Annotated in this window: 29 protein-coding genes, 1 pseudogene and 2 riboswitches; of the genes and pseudogenes, 6 read left to right on the top strand and 24 right to left on the bottom strand. The window is 57.2% G+C overall.

Going from position 1 to position 25705, the window contains the following annotated elements:
* Positions 1-30: 30 nt before the first annotated feature.
* The gene (gene senB, locus E6W33_RS07225) at positions 31-1005 is read right to left on the bottom strand and encodes a selenoneine biosynthesis selenosugar synthase SenB (RefSeq protein WP_136415912.1); all 975 of its coding nucleotides are present in this window, start codon (positions 1003-1005) and stop codon (positions 31-33) included.
* Positions 1006-1019: 14 nt separating this feature from the next.
* Here senB and senA point away from each other — a divergent pair, with 14 nt between their 5' ends.
* Positions 1020-2177 carry a selenoneine synthase SenA gene (gene senA / locus E6W33_RS07230; protein WP_136415914.1) on the top strand — a complete coding sequence of 386 codons (1158 nt, stop codon included), beginning with the start codon at positions 1020-1022 and terminating at the stop codon, positions 2175-2177.
* A gap of 29 nt (positions 2178-2206) precedes the next feature.
* On the opposite strand, the gene E6W33_RS07235 is transcribed toward senA, so the two are convergent.
* Positions 2207-2812 (bottom strand): methyltransferase domain-containing protein, encoded by a 606-nt coding sequence (locus E6W33_RS07235; protein WP_168798563.1) that lies wholly within the window; start codon positions 2810-2812, stop codon positions 2207-2209.
* 491 nt (positions 2813-3303) lie between these two features.
* On the opposite strand from E6W33_RS07235, the pseudogene E6W33_RS27465 reads away from it, so the two are divergent.
* Positions 3304-3429 (top strand): annotated as a pseudogene (locus E6W33_RS27465) (phospholipase D family protein); the annotation flags it as partial.
* A 36-nt stretch (positions 3430-3465) separates the two neighbouring features.
* Here E6W33_RS27465 and E6W33_RS07240 read toward each other — a convergent pair.
* The 5 genes from E6W33_RS07240 to crcB all read right to left on the bottom strand — a co-directional run bounded on the left by E6W33_RS07240 (position 3466) and on the right by crcB (position 7716).
* A complete protein-coding gene (locus E6W33_RS07240) occupies positions 3466-4656 on the bottom strand; it encodes a Y-family DNA polymerase (RefSeq protein ID WP_136415918.1) in 1191 nt (396 codons plus the stop codon).
* Positions 4657-4918: 262 nt separating this feature from the next.
* On the bottom strand, positions 4919-5263 hold the full coding sequence (locus E6W33_RS07245; protein ID WP_136415920.1) for a DUF190 domain-containing protein: 345 nt from the start codon (positions 5261-5263) through the stop codon (positions 4919-4921).
* A 21-nt stretch (positions 5264-5284) separates the two neighbouring features.
* Complete coding sequence (locus E6W33_RS07250; protein ID WP_136415922.1) at positions 5285-6598, bottom strand: voltage-gated chloride channel family protein; 1314 nt, start codon at positions 6596-6598, stop codon at positions 5285-5287.
* A 75-nt stretch (positions 6599-6673) separates the two neighbouring features.
* A riboswitch (Fluoride riboswitch) is annotated at positions 6674-6746 on the bottom strand.
* A 73-nt stretch (positions 6747-6819) separates the two neighbouring features.
* Positions 6820-7251 (bottom strand): EamA family transporter, encoded by a 432-nt coding sequence (locus tag E6W33_RS07255; RefSeq protein WP_136415924.1) that lies wholly within the window; start codon positions 7249-7251, stop codon positions 6820-6822.
* Positions 7252-7332: 81 nt separating this feature from the next.
* Positions 7333-7716, bottom strand: coding sequence for a fluoride efflux transporter CrcB (gene crcB / locus E6W33_RS07260; protein ID WP_136415926.1), 384 nt, complete (start codon positions 7714-7716; stop codon positions 7333-7335).
* Between the two features lie 60 nt (positions 7717-7776).
* Positions 7777-7850: riboswitch (Fluoride riboswitch) on the bottom strand.
* Between the two features lie 105 nt (positions 7851-7955).
* Between crcB and E6W33_RS07265 the strand changes: the two genes are divergently transcribed.
* The gene (locus tag E6W33_RS07265; RefSeq protein ID WP_136415928.1) at positions 7956-8279 is read left to right on the top strand and encodes a DUF190 domain-containing protein; all 324 of its coding nucleotides are present in this window, start codon (positions 7956-7958) and stop codon (positions 8277-8279) included.
* Between the two features lie 54 nt (positions 8280-8333).
* Here the strand turns inward: E6W33_RS07265 and modA are convergent, their stop codons facing one another.
* The 11 genes from modA to E6W33_RS07315 all read right to left on the bottom strand — a co-directional run bounded on the left by modA (position 8334) and on the right by E6W33_RS07315 (position 17858).
* Positions 8334-9092: a molybdate ABC transporter substrate-binding protein gene (modA, locus tag E6W33_RS07270; RefSeq protein ID WP_136415930.1), complete on the bottom strand. Its 759-nt coding sequence runs from the start codon at positions 9090-9092 to the stop codon at positions 8334-8336.
* 212 nt (positions 9093-9304) lie between these two features.
* Positions 9305-10606: a Y-family DNA polymerase gene (locus tag E6W33_RS07275; RefSeq protein WP_136415932.1), complete on the bottom strand. Its 1302-nt coding sequence runs from the start codon at positions 10604-10606 to the stop codon at positions 9305-9307.
* Between the two features lie 3 nt (positions 10607-10609).
* The gene (locus E6W33_RS07280; RefSeq protein ID WP_211097254.1) at positions 10610-11032 is read right to left on the bottom strand and encodes a TetR family transcriptional regulator; all 423 of its coding nucleotides are present in this window, start codon (positions 11030-11032) and stop codon (positions 10610-10612) included.
* Positions 11029-12858: a site-specific integrase gene (locus tag E6W33_RS07285; protein ID WP_136415934.1), complete on the bottom strand. Its 1830-nt coding sequence runs from the start codon at positions 12856-12858 to the stop codon at positions 11029-11031. Before E6W33_RS07285 ends, E6W33_RS07280 begins: the two co-directional genes overlap by 4 nt.
* Positions 12855-14468 (bottom strand): hypothetical protein, encoded by a 1614-nt coding sequence (locus E6W33_RS07290; protein ID WP_211097255.1) that lies wholly within the window; start codon positions 14466-14468, stop codon positions 12855-12857. The genes E6W33_RS07285 and E6W33_RS07290 overlap by 4 nt, the downstream gene beginning before the upstream one ends.
* Positions 14468-15637 (bottom strand): site-specific integrase, encoded by a 1170-nt coding sequence (locus tag E6W33_RS07295; RefSeq protein WP_136415936.1) that lies wholly within the window; start codon positions 15635-15637, stop codon positions 14468-14470. The genes E6W33_RS07290 and E6W33_RS07295 overlap by 1 nt, the downstream gene beginning before the upstream one ends.
* Entirely contained in the window at positions 15634-15933 is a 300-nt protein-coding gene (locus E6W33_RS07300; RefSeq protein ID WP_136415938.1) for a hypothetical protein, read from the bottom strand. Before E6W33_RS07300 ends, E6W33_RS07295 begins: the two co-directional genes overlap by 4 nt.
* An 89-nt stretch (positions 15934-16022) precedes the next feature.
* Positions 16023-16169 carry a hypothetical protein gene (locus tag E6W33_RS27940; protein WP_348983151.1) on the bottom strand — a complete coding sequence of 49 codons (147 nt, stop codon included), beginning with the start codon at positions 16167-16169 and terminating at the stop codon, positions 16023-16025.
* 33 nt (positions 16170-16202) lie between these two features.
* Positions 16203-16721, bottom strand: a complete 519-nt coding sequence (locus tag E6W33_RS07305) for a hypothetical protein (RefSeq protein ID WP_136415940.1) — start codon at positions 16719-16721, stop codon at positions 16203-16205.
* Between the two features lie 21 nt (positions 16722-16742).
* On the bottom strand, positions 16743-17207 hold the full coding sequence (gene umuD / locus E6W33_RS07310) for a translesion error-prone DNA polymerase V autoproteolytic subunit (protein WP_136415942.1): 465 nt from the start codon (positions 17205-17207) through the stop codon (positions 16743-16745).
* A gap of 267 nt (positions 17208-17474) precedes the next feature.
* Positions 17475-17858, bottom strand: coding sequence for a copper-binding protein (locus E6W33_RS07315; RefSeq protein ID WP_136415945.1), 384 nt, complete (start codon positions 17856-17858; stop codon positions 17475-17477).
* A gap of 291 nt (positions 17859-18149) precedes the next feature.
* Between E6W33_RS07315 and E6W33_RS07320 the strand changes: the two genes are divergently transcribed.
* Both E6W33_RS07320 and E6W33_RS07325 read left to right on the top strand, forming a co-directional pair.
* Positions 18150-18461, top strand: coding sequence for a hypothetical protein (locus E6W33_RS07320; protein WP_136415947.1), 312 nt, complete (start codon positions 18150-18152; stop codon positions 18459-18461).
* Between the two features lie 571 nt (positions 18462-19032).
* A complete protein-coding gene (locus tag E6W33_RS07325; RefSeq protein ID WP_136415949.1) occupies positions 19033-19452 on the top strand; it encodes a ProQ/FINO family protein in 420 nt (139 codons plus the stop codon).
* Between the two features lie 48 nt (positions 19453-19500).
* On the opposite strand, the gene E6W33_RS27470 is transcribed toward E6W33_RS07325, so the two are convergent.
* The 3 genes from E6W33_RS27470 to merT are packed head-to-tail and all read right to left on the bottom strand — an operon-like array spanning position 19501 to position 20387.
* Positions 19501-19722 carry a GDCCVxC domain-containing (seleno)protein gene (locus E6W33_RS27470; protein WP_136415951.1) on the bottom strand — a complete coding sequence of 74 codons (222 nt, stop codon included), beginning with the start codon at positions 19720-19722 and terminating at the stop codon, positions 19501-19503.
* Positions 19710-20003 (bottom strand): mercury resistance system periplasmic binding protein MerP, encoded by a 294-nt coding sequence (gene merP, locus E6W33_RS07335; RefSeq protein WP_136415953.1) that lies wholly within the window; start codon positions 20001-20003, stop codon positions 19710-19712. The genes E6W33_RS27470 and merP overlap by 13 nt, the downstream gene beginning before the upstream one ends.
* A gap of 12 nt (positions 20004-20015) precedes the next feature.
* A complete protein-coding gene (gene merT / locus E6W33_RS07340) occupies positions 20016-20387 on the bottom strand; it encodes a mercuric ion transporter MerT (RefSeq protein WP_136415955.1) in 372 nt (123 codons plus the stop codon).
* A gap of 42 nt (positions 20388-20429) precedes the next feature.
* Between merT and merR the strand changes: the two genes are divergently transcribed.
* Entirely contained in the window at positions 20430-20837 is a 408-nt protein-coding gene (merR, locus tag E6W33_RS07345) for an Hg(II)-responsive transcriptional regulator (RefSeq protein WP_136415957.1), read from the top strand.
* 169 nt (positions 20838-21006) lie between these two features.
* Here the strand turns inward: merR and E6W33_RS07350 are convergent, their stop codons facing one another.
* From E6W33_RS07350 to mobH, 3 genes are read right to left on the bottom strand one after another with little or no spacing between them, the layout of a single operon-like run.
* Positions 21007-21636 carry a DUF4400 domain-containing protein gene (locus E6W33_RS07350; RefSeq protein WP_247869564.1) on the bottom strand — a complete coding sequence of 210 codons (630 nt, stop codon included), beginning with the start codon at positions 21634-21636 and terminating at the stop codon, positions 21007-21009.
* Entirely contained in the window at positions 21633-23546 is a 1914-nt protein-coding gene (gene traD / locus E6W33_RS07355) for a conjugative transfer system coupling protein TraD (RefSeq protein WP_136415960.1), read from the bottom strand. Before traD ends, E6W33_RS07350 begins: the two co-directional genes overlap by 4 nt.
* On the bottom strand, positions 23527-25308 hold the full coding sequence (gene mobH, locus E6W33_RS07360; protein WP_136415962.1) for a MobH family relaxase: 1782 nt from the start codon (positions 25306-25308) through the stop codon (positions 23527-23529). The genes traD and mobH overlap by 20 nt, the downstream gene beginning before the upstream one ends.
* Positions 25309-25705 lie beyond the last annotated feature (397 nt).

Below are 25705 nucleotides of genomic sequence, written 5' to 3' on the forward strand. Positions count from 1 at the left end.
CGTGTAAACGATGGCGCGCAGTGAGAGGGATCACCCCAACAAGTCGTCCGCCAGGTGTTGCGTCGCTTTTCGCTCGGCCTCAGGGGAAAACAATGCCGACCTGGAGCGAGCCTGTTCCGTCAATTTGTGAAGCAGCCCCTGCGGATCGTTCTGGGACGAGCGACAGACAGTGAGAAGCGCGACCAAGGCGGTGGAGTCATTCCACCCAAAAAAGCCCCCATAGTCCTCTCCCAACAGCCCGGAATTGCCGTCGATACGTGAAGCAAGCACCGGTGTTCCGCTGGTCAATGCCTCGATGACGACATGGGCTCCACCTTCCATCCGGCTGCAATGAACGAGCAGATGAGCGCGCTGAATGCGGTCGCGGGTCTTCGCATGCGGTAGATTGCCGAGCCAGCGATAATTGGGACAGGCAGCCTGGGTCTCGGCGGCCTCATTTGCCAGTTCTGAATCCAACGCACCACCAATATGGTCGATAAAAATATCGTCACGGTCGCCCAGCAGGCGGGCAGCGGCAAACAGCGTTTCCGGTGACTTCTCGGGACGCAGATGACCGACCATCACCACGCGCAAGTGGCGGCTCGTCTTGGTGAGCGGCTGGCGAGGAGGTGTGGATTGAAAGATGGCGCGGGTTTTGCCGCGGTACTCGGCAGGAAGGGCATTCTTCCCTAGCGGTTGCAGCACTACAAGCTCCTGGGCCAGGGTTAGCGAGCGTTGCGCACCAACGTCGCTCTGGATGTCCCGATAGAGGTCGGTCCCGGTGAGAACCAGCCCGAGTCCGGCGCTGCCCCGATCTGCATACCAGGCGGCCACCGACTCGGCCGAACGGCGCGCATGCAAGGCAATCATAGCGTCGTCGCGCCCTGACTCCTCGTCGGGCCAAGTCTTCACCAAGCGGACCCGATACCTGCCGGCAAGGAAGCGCCCCCAGCGCTGAGCAGTCCGCCAATTGCCATTGTTGGCATCGGCCAGACGCGGAGTGACAATCACAACTTGTGCTGACATTGGGAGTCCTTTTCGTGGTGACCTATTATTCCATTGCCCGCCGAGCCAGGGAAGGCGATGCTGCCTTTCTCGCCAGAGCACTCCAAGACACTCGTCAGCGCACGCTCGGACTGCTCAAAGCTTATGTCACCCAATTCGGCCCGGAACTGGCCGTTCCATACTTGAAAGAAATAAACCCTCCCCGGTGGGAGGCCGGCCATATCGCTTGGTTCTACGATTTCTGGCTGGCCCGGAACCAGCACCGGAACGCGGGGATTAGCTGTGATCCCGACCATCCCCGCCCCGAAGGTCGCTTGCCTGGTGCCGACGCCCTCTACGACTCAAGCCATGTCGCCCACTCAACGCGATGGGGCTTGCCCTTGCCAGACCTTGCGGCTACCCGCGCTTATCTTGCCGAGAGCTTGGAGGCGACCCTCACCTTGCTAAGCGATGCTTCCGACACATCGGAGGGCCTGTACTTCTTTCGCCTGTCGCTGTTCCACGAAGATATGCATGCCGAGGCCCTTACCTACACGGCCCAGACGCTTGATGTTCCGTTGCCACGCCATCTGCGGCCTTGGGAGAGGCGGCTGGCACAAGCCACGGACCTCCACATTGCCGGGGCGATCTTTCCCCTGGGTTATCAGGGCACCGGCTTCGCCTTCGACAACGAATTGAATGCGCATGAGGTTGCACTGGCGCCTTTCACCATCGATGCCGTGCCGGTTAGTTGGCGCCGTTTCTTGCCGGCTGTGGAGGCCGGGGCCGTAGCGATACCGCGTTATCTACGCCAGGCTGACGGCACTTGGCAGGCATTACGCTTCGGCAATTGGGAAGCGCTTGATCTCGACGCCGCGGCAGTGCATTTGACTTGGCATGAGGCTGTCGCATGGTGCCGATGGGCTGGGCGCCGCCTCCCAACTGAGGCCGAGTGGGAATGCGCCGCAATGAGCGCGCCGGGATTTACCTGGGGCGACGTTTGGGAATGGACAGCGAGCCGCTTCGCTCCCTTCTCGGGGTTTGTCGCCCATCCCTACCGCGACTACTCGCGCTTCGGTTTCGAGGAACAACGCTATGTGTTGAAGGGGGCGAGTCGGGCCACCAACCCGCGCATAGCGCATCCCAACTACCGTAACTTTTTCCAGCCCGAGCGGGCCGACATACACACGGGATTCCGCAGCTGCGCCCTCTGAATCTATCCGTTCTTGGATGGCTGCCGCGATTAAGCTGCGGGAGCCCCGGGCTTTCGAGCAATGAGGGTGACAAAGGATTTCACCGTGTCTCCTGGGGCGGGAAAGTCATCGAAGGACTCGCTCAAGACCTCCCAGCCTGCGAAGACTTCCTTTATCTCATCCCCCTTGAAGAGGCTATACCGCCCCGGGTCGAACATGCCGAGGAAGGTCGTGCCTTCGATCAGCACGTTGATAATGGCTACGCCGCCGGTCCGCACCCGGGCCTGCAATTGCGCCAGCTGCCGGCGTGCCGTTTCGCAGTCGAAGAACATCAGCAGGCCAATGGACACGACCGTATCGAAGTCTTCATTGATCTCGTACGCCCGTAGGTCCGCCTCGATGGCCTGGATGTCGAGCCCTTCCTGCTTAGCCAGGGCAGCCAAGTGCTGGATTGCCGTCGGCGCCGCATCGAGTGCCAGAACCGAACACCCCTGGCGTGCCGCGACGACCGCAAGGTTGCCCAGGCCACAGCCAAAATCCAGCAGGCGTCCTTGCAGGTGCGGCAGTGCTGCCTTCTCAAAGGGATTCAGCGCCATTTCGCTTTTTGCGACCTGCTTGCGGAATTGGGTCTCGAAGAACTCGACACTCTTGCTCATCGTCTTTAGGTCCATGGAAAGCGGTGATTCTCTCATGCCATACCCTGGAACTGGGTAGGGACGGACTGGTAGGTATTTTATGAGCGTTTGGTCTGGCCGACCACTAGGCGTCGTGGTGTTGCCCTGGAACGTCAGCTAGGCGTGGTAGTTCTGACGGTTGATCTTCCGCTTTGCGCAGCGGGCGAATGACCGGAACTGGCAGATTGTCGCCCGTCAGCTTTGTTGCGGCAACGATCGGTGCTGAACACAGAGCTGCCTGTGGGACCGATTTTTTGTCCGACGAACGATCGGCTGCAAGAAAATCAGCGGCTCAAAAGAAACGGTAATGGTGGCGTTGAACTAGTGATCACCGCGTCGCAATGGTGCTGATGTCGTCGGAACTACTCCGCTAACTTGCCGCACCTGCCTACGACGACGAAATTGCTGAAGACGAAGTAGCGGAATGGCTGCGGACGTCGAATCGGACTGGGTGATTACTCGGACCGTTACCTGCAGCGGCCAAATCGAATAGCGAGAACGTGCTCGTCATCTGGAACAACCCGGAATTGGCCTCCTCCTACCTGCGCCACTGGGAGGACCGATTCGCGCAGGGCGTCGATGACAAGTCGAGCTATTGAAGCGAAACGCTTGGTGCGGTTGGAGGATGCCAGTTGCTATGCAAACGCGATTGGCACATCGCTCCACCTTGTCGTGTAGCTGGGTGTTTTTCGTTCTCGTTTCATTTCCCAACCGTGGTGTATTCCGGTCGATCCCACGGTCACGGTGTCTCGTCCAAACGAAGCATTGATTGCATCGATCGCGGCCATCAACTGGTCAGATTTTTTGCCTGTGCCGTGTGCAGAAAACAGCAGGCCTTGCTGCTGCGAAGACGCATCGGACAACCCGCTCAACATGACGCCCGCCTTTTTATAGTAGAAACCTGGCCGATAGATCTGCTCCAGACCATAGTGCGCGGCGCGCACCAGTCGTCGCGTGTCGCCTGTCGGATGCGTCAAGGGGATAGTCATCGCATTGCTGTATTGAGGATCGGAGGCGCGAAACGGGTTGGTCTGGACAAACACCTGAATGGTCTCGCAGACGGAATGCTGGGCGCGTAGCTTTTCGGCGGCACGTGCCACGTAACTGGACACCGCCTCGCGCAATGCGTTCAGGGTCGTCACCAGTTCGCCAAACGACCTGGAACTGATGATTTGCTTCTTTGGTGGCATCACTTCGTCCAGCGCAAGGCAGGACAAACCGCGCAATTCGTGCCCTGTACGCTCCATGACAACGCCGAAATGCGAGCGTAACCAGCGTGGCGATGCGTCCCGCAGGTGCTTCACCGTCTCGATGCCGGCTGCTAGCAGTTGCGCTTCGATGCGCCGACCGACGCCCCAGACTTCGCCGACGTCGATCGCCGCCATCAAGGCATCGACTTCGCCCGGTGGCAGGGATGTCAGGTCGCAGACGCCGCAGAATTCCGGACGCTTTTTTGCGATGTGGTTGGCGAGCTTGGCTAACGTCTTGCTTTGGCCGATGCCGACGCACACCGGCACGCCGATCCATTGGCGTACCCGCTGCCGAATGTCCTGTCCCATCGCTTCACGCGACCGCCACAGGCCATCGAGCCCGCGCAAGCCGAGAAAGCATTCATCGATCGAATAGATTTCGGTAACCGGACTATATTCGCGCAATACAGTCATGATGCGATTGCTCATGTCGCCATACAGCGTGTAGTTGCTCGATAACGCGACAATTCCGTGCCGCCTCGCGAGTTCCTTCAGCTTGAACCAGGGCTCGCCCATTTTGACGCCGAGCGCCTTAACCTCGTTGGACCTGGCCACAGCGCAACCGTCATTATGTATGAATGATGCTAACTGTTAGTATTTCGCAACTCCCTGATTTTGCAGCAACATTCCCAACTTACACATTTTGAGCTTTTTGCCCATCTAAAGCCCTGCAAATTTGGGCATTGGTAGCGGCATGCTCAGCATCATAACCATTCGGTTCAGTGCTGATAGCTTACGGCAGGAATCCGCACTAAACCAGTCATTGCTCAGATTCAGTTGACTGTCGGAAATCGACTCAAAGCAGCCATACGATATGCCGGAAAATGAACGATTCGGGCTACATTTTCAGAGATAATTCGCATCGAAACAGGACAGCATGCACCTTATGCAGTTCATGCTCATGGTCCTTCAGGAATTTGCGCAGCTTCTGTTCCGTGTCGATCAACTCCAGGCATTGCGGATGGCGCATCGAACCGCCTTCCAATGAATGATGACTGATGCGTTCCCCCTGAAGGTAGCCCGCATCGACATGATGCAGAATGGCCTGCCTGACGCCTAGCCGCCGGGCGTAGGAGAGCAGATGATGCGCTAAGCTCGGTGCGGCGAAGCGATGCCAGAAGCGCGTAGCACGTGCTTTCGCGGATAAGGGGAAATAGAGTCGAAGGGCGGCAAGGTCTTGCATGATGGCCTGGAATCTCGTGGGTTAAAGGGGCGCATTGTCTTGTTCGGCCTGCTTGCGCAGCTTGCTACGATAGTAGGCAACCTCACCGAGCTTGATCCCTTCAGGGAAGTGACGGTGCTTAGAGTGACCTACACGCTGAGCGCGATAGATGCCGGTATGCCCGGAAAATAGATAGCTGACGACGCAAGCTATTCCGGCATAAGGGCCAATTTCTGGGCCAAACAACTCAATGGCCATGATGGTCGAGGCAATCGGCGTATTGGCGGCCCCGGCAAAGACAGCCACGAATCCGAGCACTGCCAGCATGGAAAACGGCTGTTGCAGGATCGGTGCAAGCGCGTTGCCAAGAGTGGCACCGATATAGAACAACGGCGTTACTTCTCCTCCCTTGAAACCTGTGCCGAGCGAGCCGATTGTGAAGACCATCTTTCCAGCGAAGTCCCACCATGGCAATTGCTGCTGGAAAGACTCGACAATGGTCGGGATACCGAGGCCGATGTATCGATGTGTGCTGATGGCCCAGACGGCGACGGCAACGACAATGCCGCCGATGAAGGGGCGCAACGGCGCATAGGCCACACGCTGTTTCATGAAGTCGGACAGTCCGTGCGTGGCATTCGCAAACAGCATCCCGACCAGCCCGAAAACAATCCCAGCAACAATCGTCGCGGCCAGGCTCCATGCAGAGATGTGGGGGATGACAGAAACGACGTAGTGCGTATGGTGAATGCCCCACAACAGACCGACCTGGTCGGCGACGATGGCGGCAATGAAGCACGGCAGGATGGCGTCGTAACGCATGCGACCAATAGCCAGCACTTCAAGGCCGAAGATCGCTCCGGCCAATGGCGTTCCGAAGACTGACGAGAAGCCCGCACTGATACCGGCCATGATAAGCAGCCGGCGCTTTTGCTGGTCCATGCGGAAGATGTGCGTCAATTGATCGGCCAGCGCGCCGCCCATCTGTACCGCCGTTCCCTCGCGCCCGACCGATGCGCCGAACAGATGGGAGAGGATGGTCCCGCCGAGCACCAGCGGCGCCATCCTCAGCGGAATGACTTTTTTGGGATCGTGGATCTCATCGATGATGAGGTTATTGCCGCCTTCGACATTCTTGCCGAGTTGCAGGTAGATCCAGCCGACTGTGAAGCCGGCCACCGGCAACAGCCAGATAATCCACGGGTGAGATTCGCGCCAGGCGGTCGCCCACTCCAGCGAAAACAGGAAAAGTGCGGATGCGGTGCCGGCCAGGGTAGCGACGATAACCGCAAAAAGGAGCCACTTGCCCATGTAGGGCAGCAGATCGACTTGTTCAGGATATTTGGAGTGTTTCATGACACCAGGTTTGTTGTTTGCAAATCCTGGTCATGTGAAGCGGCGGGCGAACACCTACAGCTCCCATGACTAGGAACGACTGTAGGCATCATCAGCTACCCGGTTAATGGGCGGCGGTTCGAGGAGGAATGCCATCTCCGTAGCCGGGTGATTGTATGGTATCCCCCCCGACATTGACAACCGTAACTGCCGCCCGTACGGCGCAGCAGGTGATTTTGATCCTAAAAGACAATAATGACGATGGATCCGGCGACAATCAGCGAGCCTCCGAGCGCAACGGGCCAAGTCAGCTTTTCGCCGACGAAAACGATGCCGAGCACGATGGCAAACGCGACGCTGAGCTTGTCAATCGGAGCAACCTTGCTCACAGGGCCAAGCTGCAAGGCCCGGTAATAGCACAGCCACGACAGCCCGGTAGCGATTCCGGACAGCACGAGGAACAGCCAACTGTAGGAGGAAATGGCGTTCGGCTTCTGCCATTCCGCTCGTAAGGACAAGATCGCGGCGGTGACCAGCAAAATGACGATGGTCCGGATGAAGGTCGCCATATTGGAATTCATGCCGGCGACGCCGAGCTTGCCGAACAAGGCCGTCAGTGCAGCGAAGAATGCCGATCCCAATGCAAACCATACCCAGCTTGGAAGAAGATTCATGAAGCCTCCAAAAATATCCGATCAACTGAAAACACGCTGCCGTATCAATGCACTTTTGATGTACACGTGACGTGTAGCCGGTCAGGCATCATAGATGAGCGATACGCTCAGAATGCCGAGCATTGTCATGCTTAACGACCCTGCGACATGGACTGCAATCGCGCCACATGCCCACGCCAGGCGGCCCTCCTGGAAGAGCGCGATGACTTCCGCGGAAAAGGTCGAGAAGGTCGTCAGGCCTCCAAGGAATCCGGTTACCACGAGCAGGCGGATTTCAGGAGTTAGTGCGGGATGTTCTGCGAAAAAGGCGACGGCAACGCCGATCAGGTAGCCCCCTAGTAGATTGGCGACCAGCGTGCCAGGAGGGATTGCCGGAAACAACGCATTGAGCAGATTGCCGAGTTCCCAGCGAAGCAACGCGCCGAGACTGGCACCAATGGCGATTGCAGCAATGGATGTAAGCACGATACCTGTCCTTTCATGTTGTTACCTGGACAGGTCGAGCCTACGTATCCCCATCCAGGGTGTAACGTAGGCATCATCAGTCAACTGTTGCGCACAGCGACGGTTCAGGGAGGAATGCCATCTCCGATAATCAAAACTTTACCAGAGTTGTCCGTCTCGGACCAATGATCCTGCCGCTGTGCGCTGTCGTTCAATTTGCCTATACTCGTGATAAGGCCATTTCTTTCCGGGAGAACGCAATGAAAGGCTATCAGCTTGAGTTTTTCACAGAACAGAACAAACGACACGGGCATGCGGCGCTTTATCAATGGCTGATCGAAACTGCCCGCGCGCAGGGCATTCGTGGCGCGACTGTATTTATGGGAGCAATCGGTTTTGGCCATCACCGGCGATTCCATGCCGCGCATTTCTTCGAACTGGCAGACCAGCCGGTAGAGGTCACAATGGTGGTCAGCGAAGAAGAAGCGGACAGGCTCTTCGCATCCCTTGAGAGCGAGGGCGTCCATTTGTTCTATGTGAAGCTGCCGGTGGAGTTCGGCGAAATTGGGATGCCAGCCGCTTGAGACCCTTTCGTGCCGTACCGCTCAATGGTCCGTTTAGGGCAATTCAGGGGCAAGTTATTTGGACGGAAGCAGGAACCCGTACCTGTCGAAAATGCGTCGTGCATCAGGAGTCTTTAAAAACGCCATGTAATTTCGTGCATCGGCATTGTCCTTGCCCTTGATGGTCAGAACTGCCCCCTGCTCAATCGCCGGGTACTGGTCCCGAGGAATCAGCCAATACCGGCCTATGCCTTCAACAGATGGGGCTTTCAAGATTGACAAAGCAATGATTCCTGCAGAGGCGTTTCCGGTTTGAACGAATTGAGCAGCTTGCGAAATGTTCTCTCCCATGACCAGCTTTGGACGAACTGATTCCCAGACCTTTGCCTTCTCCATTGCTGCCTGTGCAGCACGACCGTAGGGCGCATGACTCGGATTGGCGATAGCGATCTTTGAAATACGAGGATCACTCAGCACGGCCAAGCCCTTTGCCACGTCGAACTGAGGATTGATTACCCATACGGCGATTTGTCCTACTGCGTACTGGAACAAGCTCTCCCTGACCGCAAGGCCGGCATCAGCCAGCTTGCGCGGGTAGTCAATGTCAGCGGACATGAAGACATCAAAAGGGGCGCTGTTCTGAATCTGAGAGAAGAACTTTCCTGAGGACCCGGTGGCTACAATCACTTTCACATCGGGATTGGCCTTCTGAAAGGCAGCATTGAGGTCTTTGAGACAAAATGTCAGGTCGGCTGCTGCAGCCACATAAACATCACGCGCATGGGCAGATAAGGCGGCGATACTTGCCAGCAAGAGAACCAGGACGCGCTTCATCTTGTAGCCTCTTAGGAAATAACAACAGGGCCTATGATACCAGTGTCATTGCCCGCGACCGAGACAGCCAAATTTTCGCAAAGGAGCGATTTGCCACTTCTTGCCGCAACAGCAGATGTCCGGAAATGGCCGATAGTTGTATTTTGGAAAGATAATGCAAATGACCGGTTTGTGAGCAGAAGCTGCTGCCCAGGTACGCTTGCAATATCAGGTCAGTTCGCCTTCACAATCGGTAGATCGCTCCACCTAGTCGTGTAGTGCGGAGACAGTCGTTCCTGCTTCATCGTCCATACCCGCTGTGACCTTGGAAGACCGGCACTCGCAATACTGACTGCACCGCGGCCAAATCGGTGGTTTAGCGCGTCCAAGGTTGCCATTAGATTAGCTGTGCTAGATGAGTCAATATCGCCGAAATCCAGCTCACATTGCCGCACTGTCGTCGGCATGATATCCAGCAGAATGATGCCTGCCTTGATCAGCTGGAAGCCGCGGGAATAAATGCTGGTGATACCATCGATCGCTGCCTTGACCAGAAGCCGACTGTCCGACGTCGGTCGCAATAGCTTTACAACAGAGTGGCGGGAAAACTGCGGCCCACCCCTAAACGGTGATGTGTGGGCGAACACGAGGAGTTGTCCAGCAACGCTATCCTGTTCCCGCAGCTTCTCTGCGGCACGGGAGGCAAAGTCACTCACCGCCTGCACCAGCGGCGGCAAGGTCGATATCGGCTGGCCGAAGCTACGCGTGCAGGCGATTTGTTGCTTTGGAGGCGGTGCATCATCAAGCGCAATACACGGCTCCCCCTGCAGCTCGCGCACCGTGCGTTCCAGAACGACGTTCCAGCGCTTTTTGACCATCGTCGGCGACAGGTGTGCGAGATCTAGCACCGAGTGGACGCCCAGCGCCTTAAGCTGCTTGCCGATTTGTCGGCCAACGCCCCAGACCTCGCCGACGTCGGTGGCCGCAAGGATGACGTCGACGTCCGATGCCGGCAGCGCTTCGAGGTTGCAGACCTGCGCCAGCTGGGCTGGATAGATGCCTGGTTTTCGTTCGGCCGTCTTGGCGATGTGGTTGGCCAGCTTTGCCCGCGTTTTCGTTGCACCGATCCCAACGCCGCAAGGGATGCCGACCCATTTCAGGATGCGCGAGCGGATCTCATGACAACGCTGCACGAGATCGCCCGGTACGCCGTGCAAACCAATGAAGGATTCGTCGATGCTGTAGATCTCCTGCGCTGGCCCCAGCTCGGCGGCGATCTGCATCATCCTGTTGCTCATGTCTCCGTACAGCGTGAAATTCGACGACAATGCAACCAGCCCGGCCTCCTTTTCAAGGTGCCTGATCTCGAACCAGGGCTGTCCCATTTTTATGCCGAGGTTTTTTGCCTCATTGCTGCGCGAAATCGTACAACCGTCATTATTAGACAAGGAAATCACCGGACGCCCAATCAACTGCGGTTGAAACACACGCTCGCAACTCACGTAAAAGTTATTTCCGTCAATAAGGGCAAACATGGTTCAGCCCTCTGATGGTGATTCTGATGCGGACTTGCGCAATATCGATACCACTTTGCCGCTAGCCACTCCCTTTAGCACCGCCATCTCGGCCAAGAGCAGTTGATTCACAGAAGCCAGTTTCGCCAAATCTGACTTCAAGGAAGCATTCTCGGCACGCAGCGATCGGTTTGTTTCACGCTCCTTCATGAGCGCCGTATGCTTTTCATCTCGCTGGGTGCGCGTAGCCTTACCGGTGATCGCCCGGATTTTCTCCGCTAGATCAGGATAGGTGTTGTGAATCAGCGCCGAAGATACATTGGCGGCCTTGGCGACGGCGGATATCGTCACCTTGGCCTTCTCCGCCTGCAGCTTGGCGATCGCACCCTGGATGAGGTTGACTGTACTCTTTCGTCTCTTTGCCTTCGCGCCTTCATCTGCCTTCACGATTCGGCTCCTTGTTCTGATGTGACTTCGTCCCCAGTGACGCCCAGCTCTTTCATGACCTGGGTTGCAATGCGCAACTCCCTGAGCGCGCGCTGCTGTACGGCCGGTCCTGCATCGGCGATCGCCAAAAGCTCTTTCTGCTGATCGAGGATCCCACGCCACGTAGCGAGGAATGTCTCGTCGATCACGCTGCTCTTGCAGCCGGCGCACCGCGTAGTTTCGTACAACCCCGCGCCTCCGCATCCCTTTTCTTCGGCCAGGCACCAGCCATGGCCAGTCGCCCGGATATGCACCTGTGCGGCCGTTTGGGCAAGCAAATCAGACCGATTGTCGATCGGAATGGCACGTAAGCGCGAGATCACGCGACCGGCTCCGCCAGTAAGCGGACGGTCTTCCAACCAAGAGTCGATCAGATCCATCTTGAAATAAGTCATCTCCTGCAGAATCTCGTCAAATATAGCGGCGTCCTGTAGAGGGTTCGATGCGTAGAGCTGAGTCATGCTGATGCTGGAGTGCTTGAGCTGCCACTTCAGGAAGATAAGCGAGGCGCGCCCCATCTTCGATTCCACGACCATTCGGGCATAGGTCCGTCGGCACTGATGTGGCTGCAAATTCCAGTCGACGCCGGCGGCTGTCGCAAGCCGACGGAAGGCGATCCGTGAGGCGGTATTGGATAGGGCATCGATCCTGTTTTGGGGCCCGTGTAAAAGACAAAGAAATAACTTCTTCGAGTCGCACTTTGCTTTTTCCAACCTGATCAGGCGTTCTTTTTCAGACAGAGTCGTTGACCCAGCTTCAAGCAGCTTGATCTCCGCCACAAGCTTTGCCTGCAGCGGCTTGGCGTATTCACGCATTACCTCTAGCGCGTTAATCGTTAGCGCCGGCACCAGGTATTCCACCTTGCCCTTGAGCGTCTTGTGCTCGACTGTGGCAACCCAGTGGTATTCGACACCATCCTTGACTTCCTTGCGCCAGCTGCCAGACTCGACACCGATCGCTTCCTCATTGCGCATGCCACTGGTAATCGAGAGGATATAGAGGGCGGCATCACGTATCTGGATTAGCTGTGGATTCCGCTCTGCCCATAGCATCTGATGCCGATTCTTCAGGATATCGGGAGCCTGCTTCAGGACGTTTTCGCAGTAGGTGAAGACCCTCGCTTGAACATCCTGCGGGATGATGGCTGTGCGGCCGGCACGTCCGCCAGCTGCTTCGGCGAGCTTCGTCGCCTTGATGCCGGTAAAGCGCCAGATGGTTGTATTACCCCACGGCGACTGCTGCAACGGATGTAACGTCTCGTCCCGGAAGAGCCACAGGAGATCGAAGATACGCAACCGATTGTAGACAGTCATAGGCCTGAGCCCCATCTCGACTTTGCTCAGGTGGAAGAAGTTACTGACGTGAAGCGGACGTACCTCGTCAAATCGCTCAATTCCGAGCTGTTTCAGCCAGCGCATGACGGGTATGGCGGAGGCCAGCGCTGCGGAGTAGATGCCACGCGCGACCGGCGGCTTTGCTCCCGGCAGTCCGCGCTTGAACCAGGCGTAAAGGACTGCCTTGCAGTCTTTCACCATGGCCGGCGGGCAGTCCGCTGGCCAGTCGATGACCTTGTGGCAGTCTGAGACATTGGATTGGTGGTAAAAAGGCCTCAGATCCCAGCTAGCATTGCCGAAATAGCTCAGAACGTGTTCGCTTTCCTGAGAATCGGCAACGGCGCTGATGACGATCCAGTCTCTCTCGTCGGCCGTGAGGCCAGCCGCCGTAATAGGTTGCGCTGCCAGCAAGTCGAAAGCCTTCGCAGCGGTTGATCGAGGTCTCGCACTCATACCGCTTCTCCCTTGGAGGCATCTAGGCGCCGGATTTTCGCCGCCCAAAACGGATGCGGATTCGCCCGTGCGGCGGCTTTGGCACTATCCACCACGTCAATTGCGAACCTGTCGCCGGTGAAGCAATCGATCAGGTCGATCAATCTGCGGTGGTGATCGCGCCACTCCGCCCACTCGGCAGAGTTGAAGTAGTCGACCTCACGAGACAGGAACACCTGGAAGCTGAACAAGCGGTACAGATCCGCATGCGTTCCGACAATGGCATAGCTGGGACAGCCAAGGCAGTGCGTGAACTGCTCACAATGCGTTTTTCCATCCTTCGGGGCGAGCGAGCCGTGCAGACTGTCCTGGCAGCTGCCGCTAGGGGTTGGCGCCAGATGCTCACCACGCAGGGCCTCTGCAAAGGCTGCGCCGATGAATCGGGCGCCTTCGGCCTTGGTTTCTTCGTCTAGCTTGAGGTAATGGTTGTCGGCCACTTGCGGAGCATGGCCCATGATGGCGGCCACCGTGATCAGGTCACCGTCGCTCAGCTTCCACAGCCGGTTTTCCATGGTCTTGCGCAAGCCAGCCAAGGTAACACGCATCGGCGTTCCATCGTCGCCGAGAAGGCCATGCCGCTTGACGAAGTTGCGGAACGCAGTTGAAGTCATCCCTGTATTGAGGCAAGACACGCTTTGCGAGCGTCCGGGCTGGCCATGCCGGTAGAGCCAGATGCGGTTCTTCAATTCCTCCGGCGCGAGGTCGACCAGGCTCTCTGACAGTTCCAGCGCTTTCCTGAGCACGGCTACACCGTCCATGCGAATGGTCGTCTGCTTATCGTGCAAAGCGGTCTGCCGAATGGATTGTGACTGCGCACCCTGGCCACGGCGCTTTACCGAGTGGACCAGCATCAGGCTGGGCATAAAGGGATGTGGCGTCAGGCAGTCACGGCCCATTTCCATCAGAGGCGTGGCATTGATCCCTGTACGCATGGCGATGATCAGGACCAGCACGCCCATCGCTTCCGAATCCGGCCCGTCGAATCTGCCTTGATGAATGGCGATCAGGTCGGATTTCGCGGCGCTGGCCAGCCGGTCCATCTCTGCAGGGGTGAGAGGCTTTTCGCCGGCGAGCGTGATTTCGCTTTTGGGAAATGGATTGGCAGGCAGGAGGTCTTCCATCGCAGTGCAGATGAAGCCGTAATCAGCCAGGCCGGTCAGAACCGTTTTCAAAGCCGCAAAGCAATTCTTGGCGGTCGAGCCGTTCGGGTACCGCACTTTGAGACGCGCGACATACCTGTTCAGGTCGTAGGCGCTCAGCTTGTCCGGCGTCTTAGGCGGGAAATGCAACGAACCATCGATCAGGAATGACATGAAGTGCTTGATGCCGTTGGAATGTAGGCTGACGATCGAGGAGACGGTGAAGTTGCCACTGGCCATGAGTGAGCGAAGCACCGAGGCGAAGGCCTTTACCCAACCGTCGTAGCCTCGTCCCATGTAAGGGCGAAAGTCGAGTTTCCTGTGGTTCTTGGGATTGCCTGGCAATTCGATCACGGGATGGAACGGCTCATCATCTGGACCGTTCGCCGACGCGGCCGGGCGCGTAGTCCGGTAGTTTTTGGAGCGCGGCATTAGGCGGCATCCTCTTGCGGGGTCATCGGCACGGCGCCGGTGAACAGCCTGTCGATTTCGTCTTCATGAGCAAGCACCGCCTGAGCGCTCAGCTGGTTAATCAGGTGCAGATAGACGGCCGTCGTCTGAACATCCGAATGGCCCATGCGATCGCGCACGTACAGCAGCGGCTCGCCCTCGAATTCAGGGTTCTTGCGCAGCGCCGCCAGCGTATAGGTGCCGTAGCTGTGCCTTAGCATGTGCGCCCGTACCGGGAAACTGACTTTCTTCTCAATCGCCTTCATGACGTCGACCACAGCATCTTTGCTGAATTCAGTACCGTTGGCGGTGAGGATCAGGGATGAAGGGTTGTCGCCCAATACCTGTCGGCGCTTTTCGCGCGCATGCAGCGAGTAAGACCACAAATCCTCCATCAGTGACCATGGCACGTCGACGCTCCGCGGCTTGCTGAACTTGATGTGCATATCTTTGGGATCGAGGTTGACTCGAATCATCTGCCCAGACACCAGGTCACGACGCGTACGCGGATTGAAGACATATCCCATTGGGAAGGTTCGCGCTTCGCACGAACGCAACCCGACGCGGACCATCAGATGAAACAGCAACCGATGGCTATCGTCCATGTCGAGTCTCAAGCCAATCCGTACTTGTTCCTTGGTCAGGAGCTTGATTGTCGGCTTGCGCTCCCTAACAAGTACAGTCGCCTTGGATTGCGTCTTCCCGCGGCTGACATGCGCCAGGAAACCGACCTTGCCGGGGATGCGGACGTCATGCCGGCCGAAAGGCAGATGCGTGACATGGTTATTGTCCTTGCACCACTCGTAGAAGCGCACAACGATGTTGAGCCTCTTATTCAGCGTGCTGGGGCTGACGCCGACTTCGGTCATCGACCAGTCCCTGTATTGCGCCACGACGCTCAGTCCGTTCGGCGTGAGCGCCGCGTTCCAGTTGAGCTGGTTCGCGGCCAGGAAAGCAAAGAAATCGTAGAGCCAGCGGCCGTACGCCTCCCAAGTAAACGGGCTCTCCACGGAGCCCCTATGCGTCAAGGTCTCCCATAGGAATGACTGGGCCGGCTCCAAAGGCCAGCCATCATCACCGATTAGCAGCGGAAAGCCAGCAAATGACCGGCCGGCGATGGCGAGATCATCAGTGGCAAAGATGAGTCTCATAATCCCTTTTCCTTCAGCAGGGAGACAGCTGCCTTGAAGGTAAGCCGGTGAAGGTGCATCACCAGATCGACCGCACCGCCGCCACCGCACTCGGCGCGCGTATCCCAGAACTTCGGGCCGGTGCATAGTAGCTCCCAATCTCGGCCGGCGGCGTGCACGTTCCACCTGGACGACAGGTGAGACGCAGTTGGCCGGAAGGTTCGGTCCGGTTTGATGTGATCCGCCAGGGCGTTGAGAACAACAATGGCATCCAGATCGCGCCAGCGCTTCAACGTCTCGTTATCCACAGCCCCCATGTTTTCGGCTCCTCCCCCGGCCCCCACCTGCTACTCGTCTCTGCGAGACTCTCAAACCCCAAACCAAAACCCAACCCCTAGTGAATTTATCACTTACAGTTCAATCCCCACAGAACGTTATTCGAAAGGACCACGACCGGGCGGTTCTCCAGCCTCGGGTTGAACACCCGCTCGCAGCTCACGTACATGTTGTTGACGTCGACAAGGGCAAATGCCGCCGATTGCGCGCTGATCATGGCGTTGCGAAACGGATGCCGTCGGCGTGTGAATCAGGTGCGGGGGCGGCCGCGCACCATAAAGCGCTGCAGCATGGCGGCAACGGCGGGGCGTATGCGCCGGCTTTTCTGTTTGTCGAGGTAACTGGAGGTCGACATCAGGAGTACATGGTCCGGGAGGCTTTTCAGGAAATGGGCATGGCCGACACTGGCGTCATCAAGCAACAGGAGGATGGCGTCAGCGCTGCGTGTCAATTCGCGGCCAAGGATTTCGGCTGCTGCTTGGTCGTTGTGGGTTTTGACGGATGCCTCCGCTGCGTCGTGTTTTAGAACGATGAACTCTTCCAGTTCCTCGGTGCAGGGCACAGACACGTTGCGCCCGTCATTGGTCCGGATCCACTCCAGCGCGTCCGGCGCACCGGGGTTCTCGACCTGGGCAATGAGGGCGTGGCGCACCATGTCCGGAATGAAAACATGCAGGTTCGGTACCAACGTGAGCAGGGTATCGAGCTCGTCGGCCATCGCCAGATCGATGAGGGGGCGAGAGTCGGTAATGATCAATGAAGTCGTCATGACATCCTGGTGCAGTTACATTCACCCAATAAACTTGCAAACAGTCCCGATCACCACGCCCCAGATCTGAAGCTCCTGGCCGTCCGAGAAACGGATGGGGGGATAGTCAGGGTTTTCGGCGTGTAATTCGATGACGCCGGCGCGCTTATTCAGCCGCTTCACCGTGTATTCGCCATCGACCACGGCGAGCACGACATGACCGTGTTCGGCCTGAATGGAGCGGTCGACCACCAGCAGGTCACCGTCGTGGATGCGTGCGCCGATCATCGAGTCGCCCTTAACCCGAAAGAAAAACGTCGCAGCCTTATTACGAATTAAGTAACTGTTAAGGTCCAGGCCCCGTTCGATGTAGTCCGAGGCGGGAGACGGAAAGCCAGCGGCGACGTGGCTGCGGAACAAGGGGCGACATACGGCTTCGGGCGCTTCCGATGCGGGCAGCAGATTTCCCGGCAATGGCGGGGAAGGTGAGGTGAGGGCTAGCGGCATGTTTATTGATATACTGTATTTATATCCAGTATATATTTTGAGCCGGGGAAACCGCTAGTGAAATTTCTCCACAATAAAGAAATGCAACAGACACGGCAATGAAAACGGTTCAATTTTCGGGTGGTCGGCATTGCAAAAAACTGCAAAGGGACGGTGCTGCTCAACGAAAACGATCCTACCTGATGATGGTGCGTGCTGCTTTTGCATAGATTCACGGCATCATGGGGCAGTTGCCTGTACTGCACCGCTTTTTCATAGTGAACTCTCTTACTTTTTCGGCTTAAGTGCGGTGACCGTTGCGACGTTCTTGACGTTCTCAACCGTGAGCTTGACCGTATCCCCCACCTTTACATTGGACAGTAGCGATGCATGTTGAACCGGGAAGGACATGGTCATCGGGCCCATCTCGACGGTCTTGCTCTTGAGCGGGCCATGCTTAATGGTGACGCTTTTTCCCGCCTTATCAACGGCTATTACTTCTCCCTCGTTCATGGCCCTGCTCATGGCTTTGGACGAATTCATTTCCATGGAATCCATCTTCATGTTGCCCATATCCATCCCCTTAGTCCCGGTGGACTGCTCAGCATGAACAGCCAGCGCAAACAGGGCAATTCCAAACGCAGCGGTTGTTTTATTCAGCGAATGTTTCATGGTTTTGTTCCTCGTTGGTTGAAGATAAAGAGTGGATAGTTCTCCGCAGCTTGCGCTCCTGTAGGAGACGCCAGGCGGCGGGGATGACGAAAAGCGAAAGCAATGGCGCGGTAATCATACCTTGTTCAATCGGTGTCGATGCGCATGTATCCAGATAGTGTTTTTGACGGGTAGGCCGCCTATGGCAACACGCAAAAAGAACCCCGAAACCGTGTCTTGTTTTGGGAAGATTTGGTCCTGGCGCAGCGATATTCACGTCCACGTGGATACGCACGTTCGAGGCGCGTTGGCTTGTCGAAAAGGAAGCAAATACTTAGAGATACAGGCGAGTTTGATCAACCGTTGAATGTGGTGAGCGCGGTATCAATCCTAACTTACCCGGCGGAACAACCAAAGGTATCGGAAATGCCGACGCCGGCTATTGGAAGCTTTATCCGCCTGAAACCATCTGCACAGGGAGCAGTGGAGCTCACCCTCGACGAGTTTGATTTGCTGGCACGACTAGCCGTGAATGACAAACTGCGGTCATTTCATATTGTGTTTGAGAAACCCTACCGCGCGCATGCATTGTTCGCAGGATTAGCTTCAGTAGCGGAGAAATAGAGTAAATCGCAATTGCTCGGCGAGAGTGCTTAACTAATCCATTGATTTTAAAGAAAATGGGTCATCAGCGTAGTAAACCCAGATTCAATGAAAAAGCCCCCGCAGTGCGCGGCTTTCAGCTTTGAATGTGTTTGTTCACGGACAAGCTTTGCGTGCCTCGGCGAGATATTCCTCCGTTGTCCCCTTGTACTTTGTCAGCGGAAATTCCGTAATGAATGTTTGATAGCATTCGTGGAAATACTCCGCGTCACTACCCCCTGTTTTTCTATCTGCGTATCCCGAAGAGTCACGAAAAGCATGGTCGCGGCGATGATTGTCGCAATAGCCGTGATGACCTGGGGGACGAGAGCGATTCTGTTCAAGGGTATAGCTTTCTGAGCGGTAAAGATGATTCGCGAGCATAAATGGCATTGCGAGGCGCTTTCTTAATTGAAATCAGAAGAATGCTCCATGCGCGCAAGGTCTTGCTGCTTTTGGCTGCGTATTTCGCTTCCGGGAAGGTAAGAGTGAACAACGGGAGCCCCCGTGATATGCTCGCGAACCGACAAAACCTGCTTCTTTACCGCTGTTGATGAATACTCCTTCTGCTTCTTCCAACCCGGCCGCTGCTGCCCGTGCTTTGTTGAAACAAATTCAAGAGAGGTTTGCCGTTTTTCGGGAATATCAACCGCTCGCCATTGGGATCGACAAGCAGCTTTGCATACAGATGCCGGAGCTAGATAAAAAGGCCTTGCGCATCGCGCTCGGGCTGCATACCAAATGCTTGCCGTATCTGAAGTCGATCGAGAAGGCCGCGACCCGGTTCAACCTGGATGGCACGCCGGCGGGCGACATCGACGAAGCGCATCGCGCGCGAGCATCTGAAATGCTGCGCGAGCGGTTCAAGCAAGCCAAGGAGCGGAAAAAAGCGCAGCAGGAAGCCGAGAAGGCGGAGCGCCTACGGGCGGCGAAGCTGCAGCAGCTCGCTGAGAAGTTCTCATCTCGTCGCTGATATTCCGCGATTCGATTTCTCCGGCCTGCACCTCGGTGGTCGAACCAATCAACCACAGCAGCTATTACCTTGACCAGGCTCCTGAACAGGCGGGCAAGGGACTGTTCCGTAGGAACAGAAAACACAGCAGTCACCCGGCTTAGGCTTAAGCACCGTGTGGCACTGCTCGCATTCGTAGAACCACTGGCAAGTATCTGTCGGCATCTTCTCGGTCTTGGCGTGGCCGCACTCGGGACACGTCAACGTCGATTCCAGGATCACGTTGGCCACTTTTTGCTCCCGATTTGCGTCGAAGGGTAGCCAGCATCCGTGGTGGCGCGTTTCAACGCTTCGACGTTGGTCTTGGTGTCGTCGAAAGTTACCGTGGCCTCCCGCTTGTCCAGGCTCACCTCGGTCTTGCTGACTCCTGGCACTCTCGTCAATGCTTTCTTTATCGTGATCGGGCAGGTTGCGCAGTTCATATCAGGCACGGATAACGTGACCGTCTGGGGGGCCGCCCACAGTGGCGACGTCAGTGCGGAGAGCGCAGCCACGACAACAAGTTTTTTCATGGCATTTTCCTTTTAGTAGAACCAAGGCGCGATAAGCGGGAACACGAGAGCCAAGACAACAAGCGCGACGACGACGCAGAAAAGCACTTTGTACGCATTTTTAACCTGCGGGACTGCGCACGCTTCCCCAGGCGCGCAAGTGGCAACTGGCCGCCAGACGCGACGCCACGCAAAAAACAATGCGACGAGCGCCGCGCCGATGAAAATGGGCCGGTAGCGTTCGAGCGCCCTCAAGTTGCCGATCCAGGCGCCAGAGATTCCAAGGGTAATCAATACTAATGGCCCAAGGCAGCAGGTCGAAGCGAGAATGGCTGCAATGCCTCCCGCTAACAATGCAGTGCGCCCCGTGTGAGCGGCGTTTTCTGTTGGGGATTTCAGTTTCATGCGTTAAGCTTACTTCCGTACTTAAGTACGGAGTCAAGTCTCATGAACGTTCTCTCACAAAACCTCACAATCGGCGCGCTGGCCGACGCAGCCGGGGTCAATGTTGAAACGATCCGGTTCTACCAGCGCAAGCGATTAATGTCGGAGCCAGACAGACCACGAGGTGGCATCCGTCGTTATGGTCGAGGCGATCTGGCACGCGTGCGTTTTATTAAGGCCGCACAACGGATCGGGTTTTCCCTTGATGAGATAGCTGAACTGCTAAAGCTAGATGATGGTACTCACTGCGATGAAGCCCGCCGCTTAGCCGAGCAAAAACTTCATGATGTGCGCGATCGGATTGCCGATCTCAGACGCATTGAGTCAGCGCTGGATCAGCTTGTCACACGCTGTGAATCGACGCAGGGGGCGGTAAAGTGCCCGCTGATCACCTCGCTGCAGCATACCTGACGGTGCATCCTCCATTTCAGGTCGCCAGAACTAAGCCAACCACTTGCGTTGGTGCGTGTTCAAGCCTGCGTACTCCGTAACAGGGCAACACCAGCGGAACCGGTCAACGCCGGGTAGCGCTACGAGTCAGACCATACCTTCAGGCGTTCAATTCGAACTAGCTTCTGCATTATCCGCGAATATGAAAGTTCGCCAGCGCGAGACCGGCGAATATGCCGATCCATATCGGCACCGTCACCAGAAAAACCGGATGCAGGGTGACCGGGATCACGAATGCCACAACGGTACCGCACGCGACCATAATCGCCATGGACGCATACAGCGCATACATCTCCGGGCTGTGTTGCAAGAACTCTTTGCCCTTGACGAGGCGCCACATCGCGCCGTCGAACACGGCGGCAAGAACAAAGACCAATAGGTACGGAAGCCATTGCGCAAACACCGAGTACCGATAAGTGGTGAGTGCGAGCAGGGCATCGAGCGATCTGAAATAGGGATTGCCGGTCAGGCGCGAGGTCATTTGCGCCATTTGCGCGGCGACCGCCACATCGACCTGGCCCGGCGTCGGCGTTTCGGTGAATGTCCGAGGAAGCGGGGACGCTTGCTGCCTTTCCTCATGGAGGTCGAGCATGCGCGCCAGGATGCGCAACGCATATTCGCCGCCCCAGAAATCGGCGTTCAGTTCGTGCTCGATGCGCAATTGGCTGAGAAAGCGCTGCGGCGGATGGGCGGCCGGCAGATACAACACCGCGATCAAGACCAGTACCAACGATACTGCGGAAACGACGCGAATGATCATTGGTTCTCCTCCTGCGTAACGCGTTGGGGCGGAAGGCCGTCGTCTGGATTGAGAAGCGGGAACCGACCCTTGATCAGGCGCCCGCCGGAGACGGATGCGAAATATTGCAAGTTGGGCAGTTTGCCCAATATGTCCGAAGGAATGGTCTCTTCGAAGCTTTCCGTCACCTGAGCCGAATGGACCGAGGTGAAGTCGCCGAGATGGGCGTCCGCTGCGTTATTCAGTCCGACCCGCATCGTATGGATTGCGGTCTTGCCGAAGGTTTCGACGATAAAATCCTGGGTCGGGCGGTCCTTTGTGCGCAGAGCGATTACATTGTTGAGATTGCCCAGCGCCATGCGCGCCGCGTCTTCACTGCCCAGGCGCTTGGCAAGATCGGCCAGCGTCTGCATCGCGCACGTGGTATAGATGCCGCCTTCCGCGCCTTTGTTCAGGATCTCGATCAACGGCTGATTGATCACGTTCGACACTTCATCGACGAACAGCGAGATGCGCCGATAGCCGCCTAGGTTGTAGCGCATGCCGGCGCGTGCGGCCAGGTCCGCTAGGGCGAGCGCTCCGATCGCGGATGCCACTGACGGGTCGGGGAGCGAATCGAGGCAGAGATACAGCACATGGCCGGCGCGCTCGATTTTCTCGAAATTCATCATGGGGCGCAGGTCCTCGGCATCGAAAGGATCGGGGGAGAGGCTCTTTCCAAGATCGCCGGAGGTCAGCATCGACAGGATCGGCAGCAAGTTAGCGGTGATCTTCTGGTAATGCTCGCGATTGTGGCGGAAGGTGCGCACCTGCGAATCGATGACCTTGTTGTGCTGGGTCTGCAGCACATGGTGTTCATAGAACGCCACGTATGCCAGCAGGTCGTTGCTTGCCGATTCGGACGGGCGCTTGATGTTGCCCTTTTGTGCGCTATCCAGTAAGCGGCGCATTTCCGGTCGTTCGCGCCATTTCGCGCCGAGGAGGGCATCGTAGAACCGCCGCAGCGATACTTCCAGCACCGGTTCAATGCCGCCTTCAATGTATTTGGCCAGCTTCATAAGGTTCGGACGCTCTTCGAGGTCGACTAAGCCCTGGACGACGACGTTGATCGCATCCCAGCCGAAGGACGAGTAGGCGCCTGCGGTATCCGGCGGCATGATGGACTGGATGCGGGACGCGATCTCGGTAGGCTTTTGCCAGTTGAACGTGAAGTCGAGGCGCACCCCGGTTTCCGGAAAGGCAGGATGAAACCATTGAAATGTATCGGGAGCACGGTAATCGTCGCAGGCGCGCATCGCGACGCGTTTCAAGCGCTTGGAGTTTTTCGGGTCGATGATGACGACGACGTCCTGCCGTCGGATCGCTTGCGTGATCAGGTTGCCTAGCGCCACTCCCTTTCCTGCCTGCGTCGTGCCGACCAACAGCGTGCCACCCTCGAAGTTCTGCAGCGGCCGGTACAGCGCCTGTTCGCGCGGCTCGACGCCATGAATATAGGGCATGCCGATTTCCGCATCAGGCTGTGGATTGACGACATACCCAAGCGTACGCAGCACCCAGGGCGACACCATGTAGTCGCGGAAGTTGACCTTGGCTAGCTCATAGAGACGCTGCGAATGCACCGGCTGCCATTCGAACCCGAATCCCAGAAAAACCTGATCGCCATTGGGTGTCAGCTCGCCCAGGCGTTTGGTCGTGATGACTTCCATTGCCTTGCCTGCCAACGAAGCACGCACGGTCAGTACCCGCAGCGCCAGTCCCAGTCGCTGCACGGTCATCAGCGCGCACATTGCCGCCATCGTCATGCCAAGTAGGGCGGGGGCGATCGATCTCGCCGTAATGTAGAGAAAGAAGGCCAGCGCGCCTACCCAGACGAGTCCGGCATACAGCTCGTAGGCGGTTCGCCAGGGCATCTCATATTTGCGGACCAGCATGGGAACTCCCGGTGGCAGGCGACGGCGCAGCGAAATCGGATGGGTCGAAGCCGCTGATGTGTTGCGGAGTAATCACAATGCCCAGCACCTTGTTACCACCGAAATCATGCGTGACGGTCTTGACCTTGCCTGGGGGATGAGAAACCAGCATCTCCAAGTCGGATAAGGTGCGAATCGCCATGGAGGTGTCGATCTGCCGGCGCTCCAGCTCCGCCAGCGGGACGAAGAGACCGGCGGGGACTCTGCAGCAGGCATAGGCACCGTGACCATTGAGGGTATCGACAATGTCCGTCAATGCTGAACGCACGGCCGGATTGAGCCGCAGTGGAGCATTGAAAGAAAACGTAGTCGGGACGGTAATGGCGGCATCCGGCCAATCCTGGTCTGCACGAGGGCGCTTAGCGATATCGATAACCGATGGCGCTTTGTTTTGTTCGTTGGATTCCTGTTGGCTGATCACGTCATTGAAATCGGACTTGGGTTCAAGCAGGGACAACTGTGTGCTCGCTCGTTGATGAGTGGAAGAGGCCGGGCCGGGCATCGCTCTTGGCGCCAGTAAATCGATCGGCAAAGGAGACGGTGCCGCCGCAAGATGCGCCAGCACCAGGTTCGGCGACGCGAGTTTGACGGCTTCGATCGGCCCCATCACGCCCGGCGGATAGATCGGCCATGTTGTTTGCGACGGATTGCGCGGCGCGATCACCTCGGCGTCAGCCAGGATGTCAAGGATGGTCGCAGGAGATTTCGGGATGCCGGGCAGGCGGTCGGTTTCCAGCAGGCCCGTAATCTCCGCTGCGGCGTTGGGCCAGACGACAAACAGCCCATCCTGGCCATACCAGATACGTGATTTGTCGGCGTTCGGCGCCCAGGCGCTATCGCACTGCACCAGGCGACGTAAGGCGTCAATCAGGTAGCGCGCCAGATGAGAACCCAATTGTGGCTTGCCAGTCCTGTCGGTGCTGGCTTGCAAGTCGCGGTCAATCACGAGGGCGGTAGCATGTCTGACGAGTTGGTCCAGGATGTTATGGTCGCGGTAGATGGGCATACCGCTGATGGATGCCATCATATGTGGGACGATAATCGAGTTTCCGTGCGCCAGCAGTTGCAGAGTCTCGGCCGGAATAATGTGGGGCAGGGAAAACACGCCGAGGGTGCGCGTCTCTTGTGCCTGCGCGATCCATCGCACGAAAAACCGATGGCTACGCTGGCCCTGTAACCAATCCGTTAAGGGGCCAAGATAGGCAGGCCATGCATTGCCTTTGTCGTCGGTAACCAGCACGTGGGAAAGCGTGCGGTGGATTTGGCTGCAAAGCCCGGCGATGAACGTCGCATGGCGCCAGCGCGGCTCCAGCTGGCGGCGGTTAGTGATGGTCGAGCGTCCGGAAAATATCTGTCCGTCAGTGGCCTGTAGCGAATAAAAAGCGATCTCCAGCCCCATGCGTAACAGACCACCTGGGCCGCTGAAGTAGTTATTCGCTGTGGCCGGCAACAGGTTGACGTAGCCGGCGTAGCGATGCATGACGGTCTCAAGGTCGTTGGAATACGTCTCGTGGTCGGCGCCGTAGGCTAGTTTGATCCGGCGGATCAAATCGCTGTGCACAGAGAGGATATCGTCAACCGAGTGCGTCGGGAAACCCGGATCGAGCGGTGGATAGGTTAACGGGGCGGTTGCATCCGGCGCAGGCGTGGCCGCCTCGTTACGGGTACCCGGAGTATCGTGGCCGGCGGAACGCCGGCCAGAGAATAGGGAGCCGAAGACCATGATCATCCGATAGCACGAAGACGAGGTCAGTCTGACTGTCGCCGGTTGTGCTCGTCCAGCCAAAATCAGAAGATTTTGGCTGAGCTTTCGGGACTAGGTAAGCGGGTCCCTTCGCGAGGGCATCACGAATTGTGATGTTTGCAGGAGCATGGCGACATGACGTGAGCCGTTACGCCGGTGGGAATAGGCCGCGACAACCGTTCGACTGGCGTTCATTGGTCAATCGAGCCGACAGGAACCTTGCAAATGCGCAAATTGCCTTTGTGTGGCATGCACAATCACCGGCCGACAACGGCAGTTTCGAAGCCGGCTGGCTTTCATCGTTCCTGCACTTACCGGATAGTAATTTGTCGGGAATTCAGGACGACTGCGATACGCTGATTTTTGCGATCGCCAG

Origin of the sequence: Herbaspirillum sp. ST 5-3, assembly GCF_004804275.1 — a bacterium.
GTDB lineage: Bacteria > Pseudomonadota > Gammaproteobacteria > Burkholderiales > Burkholderiaceae_D > Noviherbaspirillum.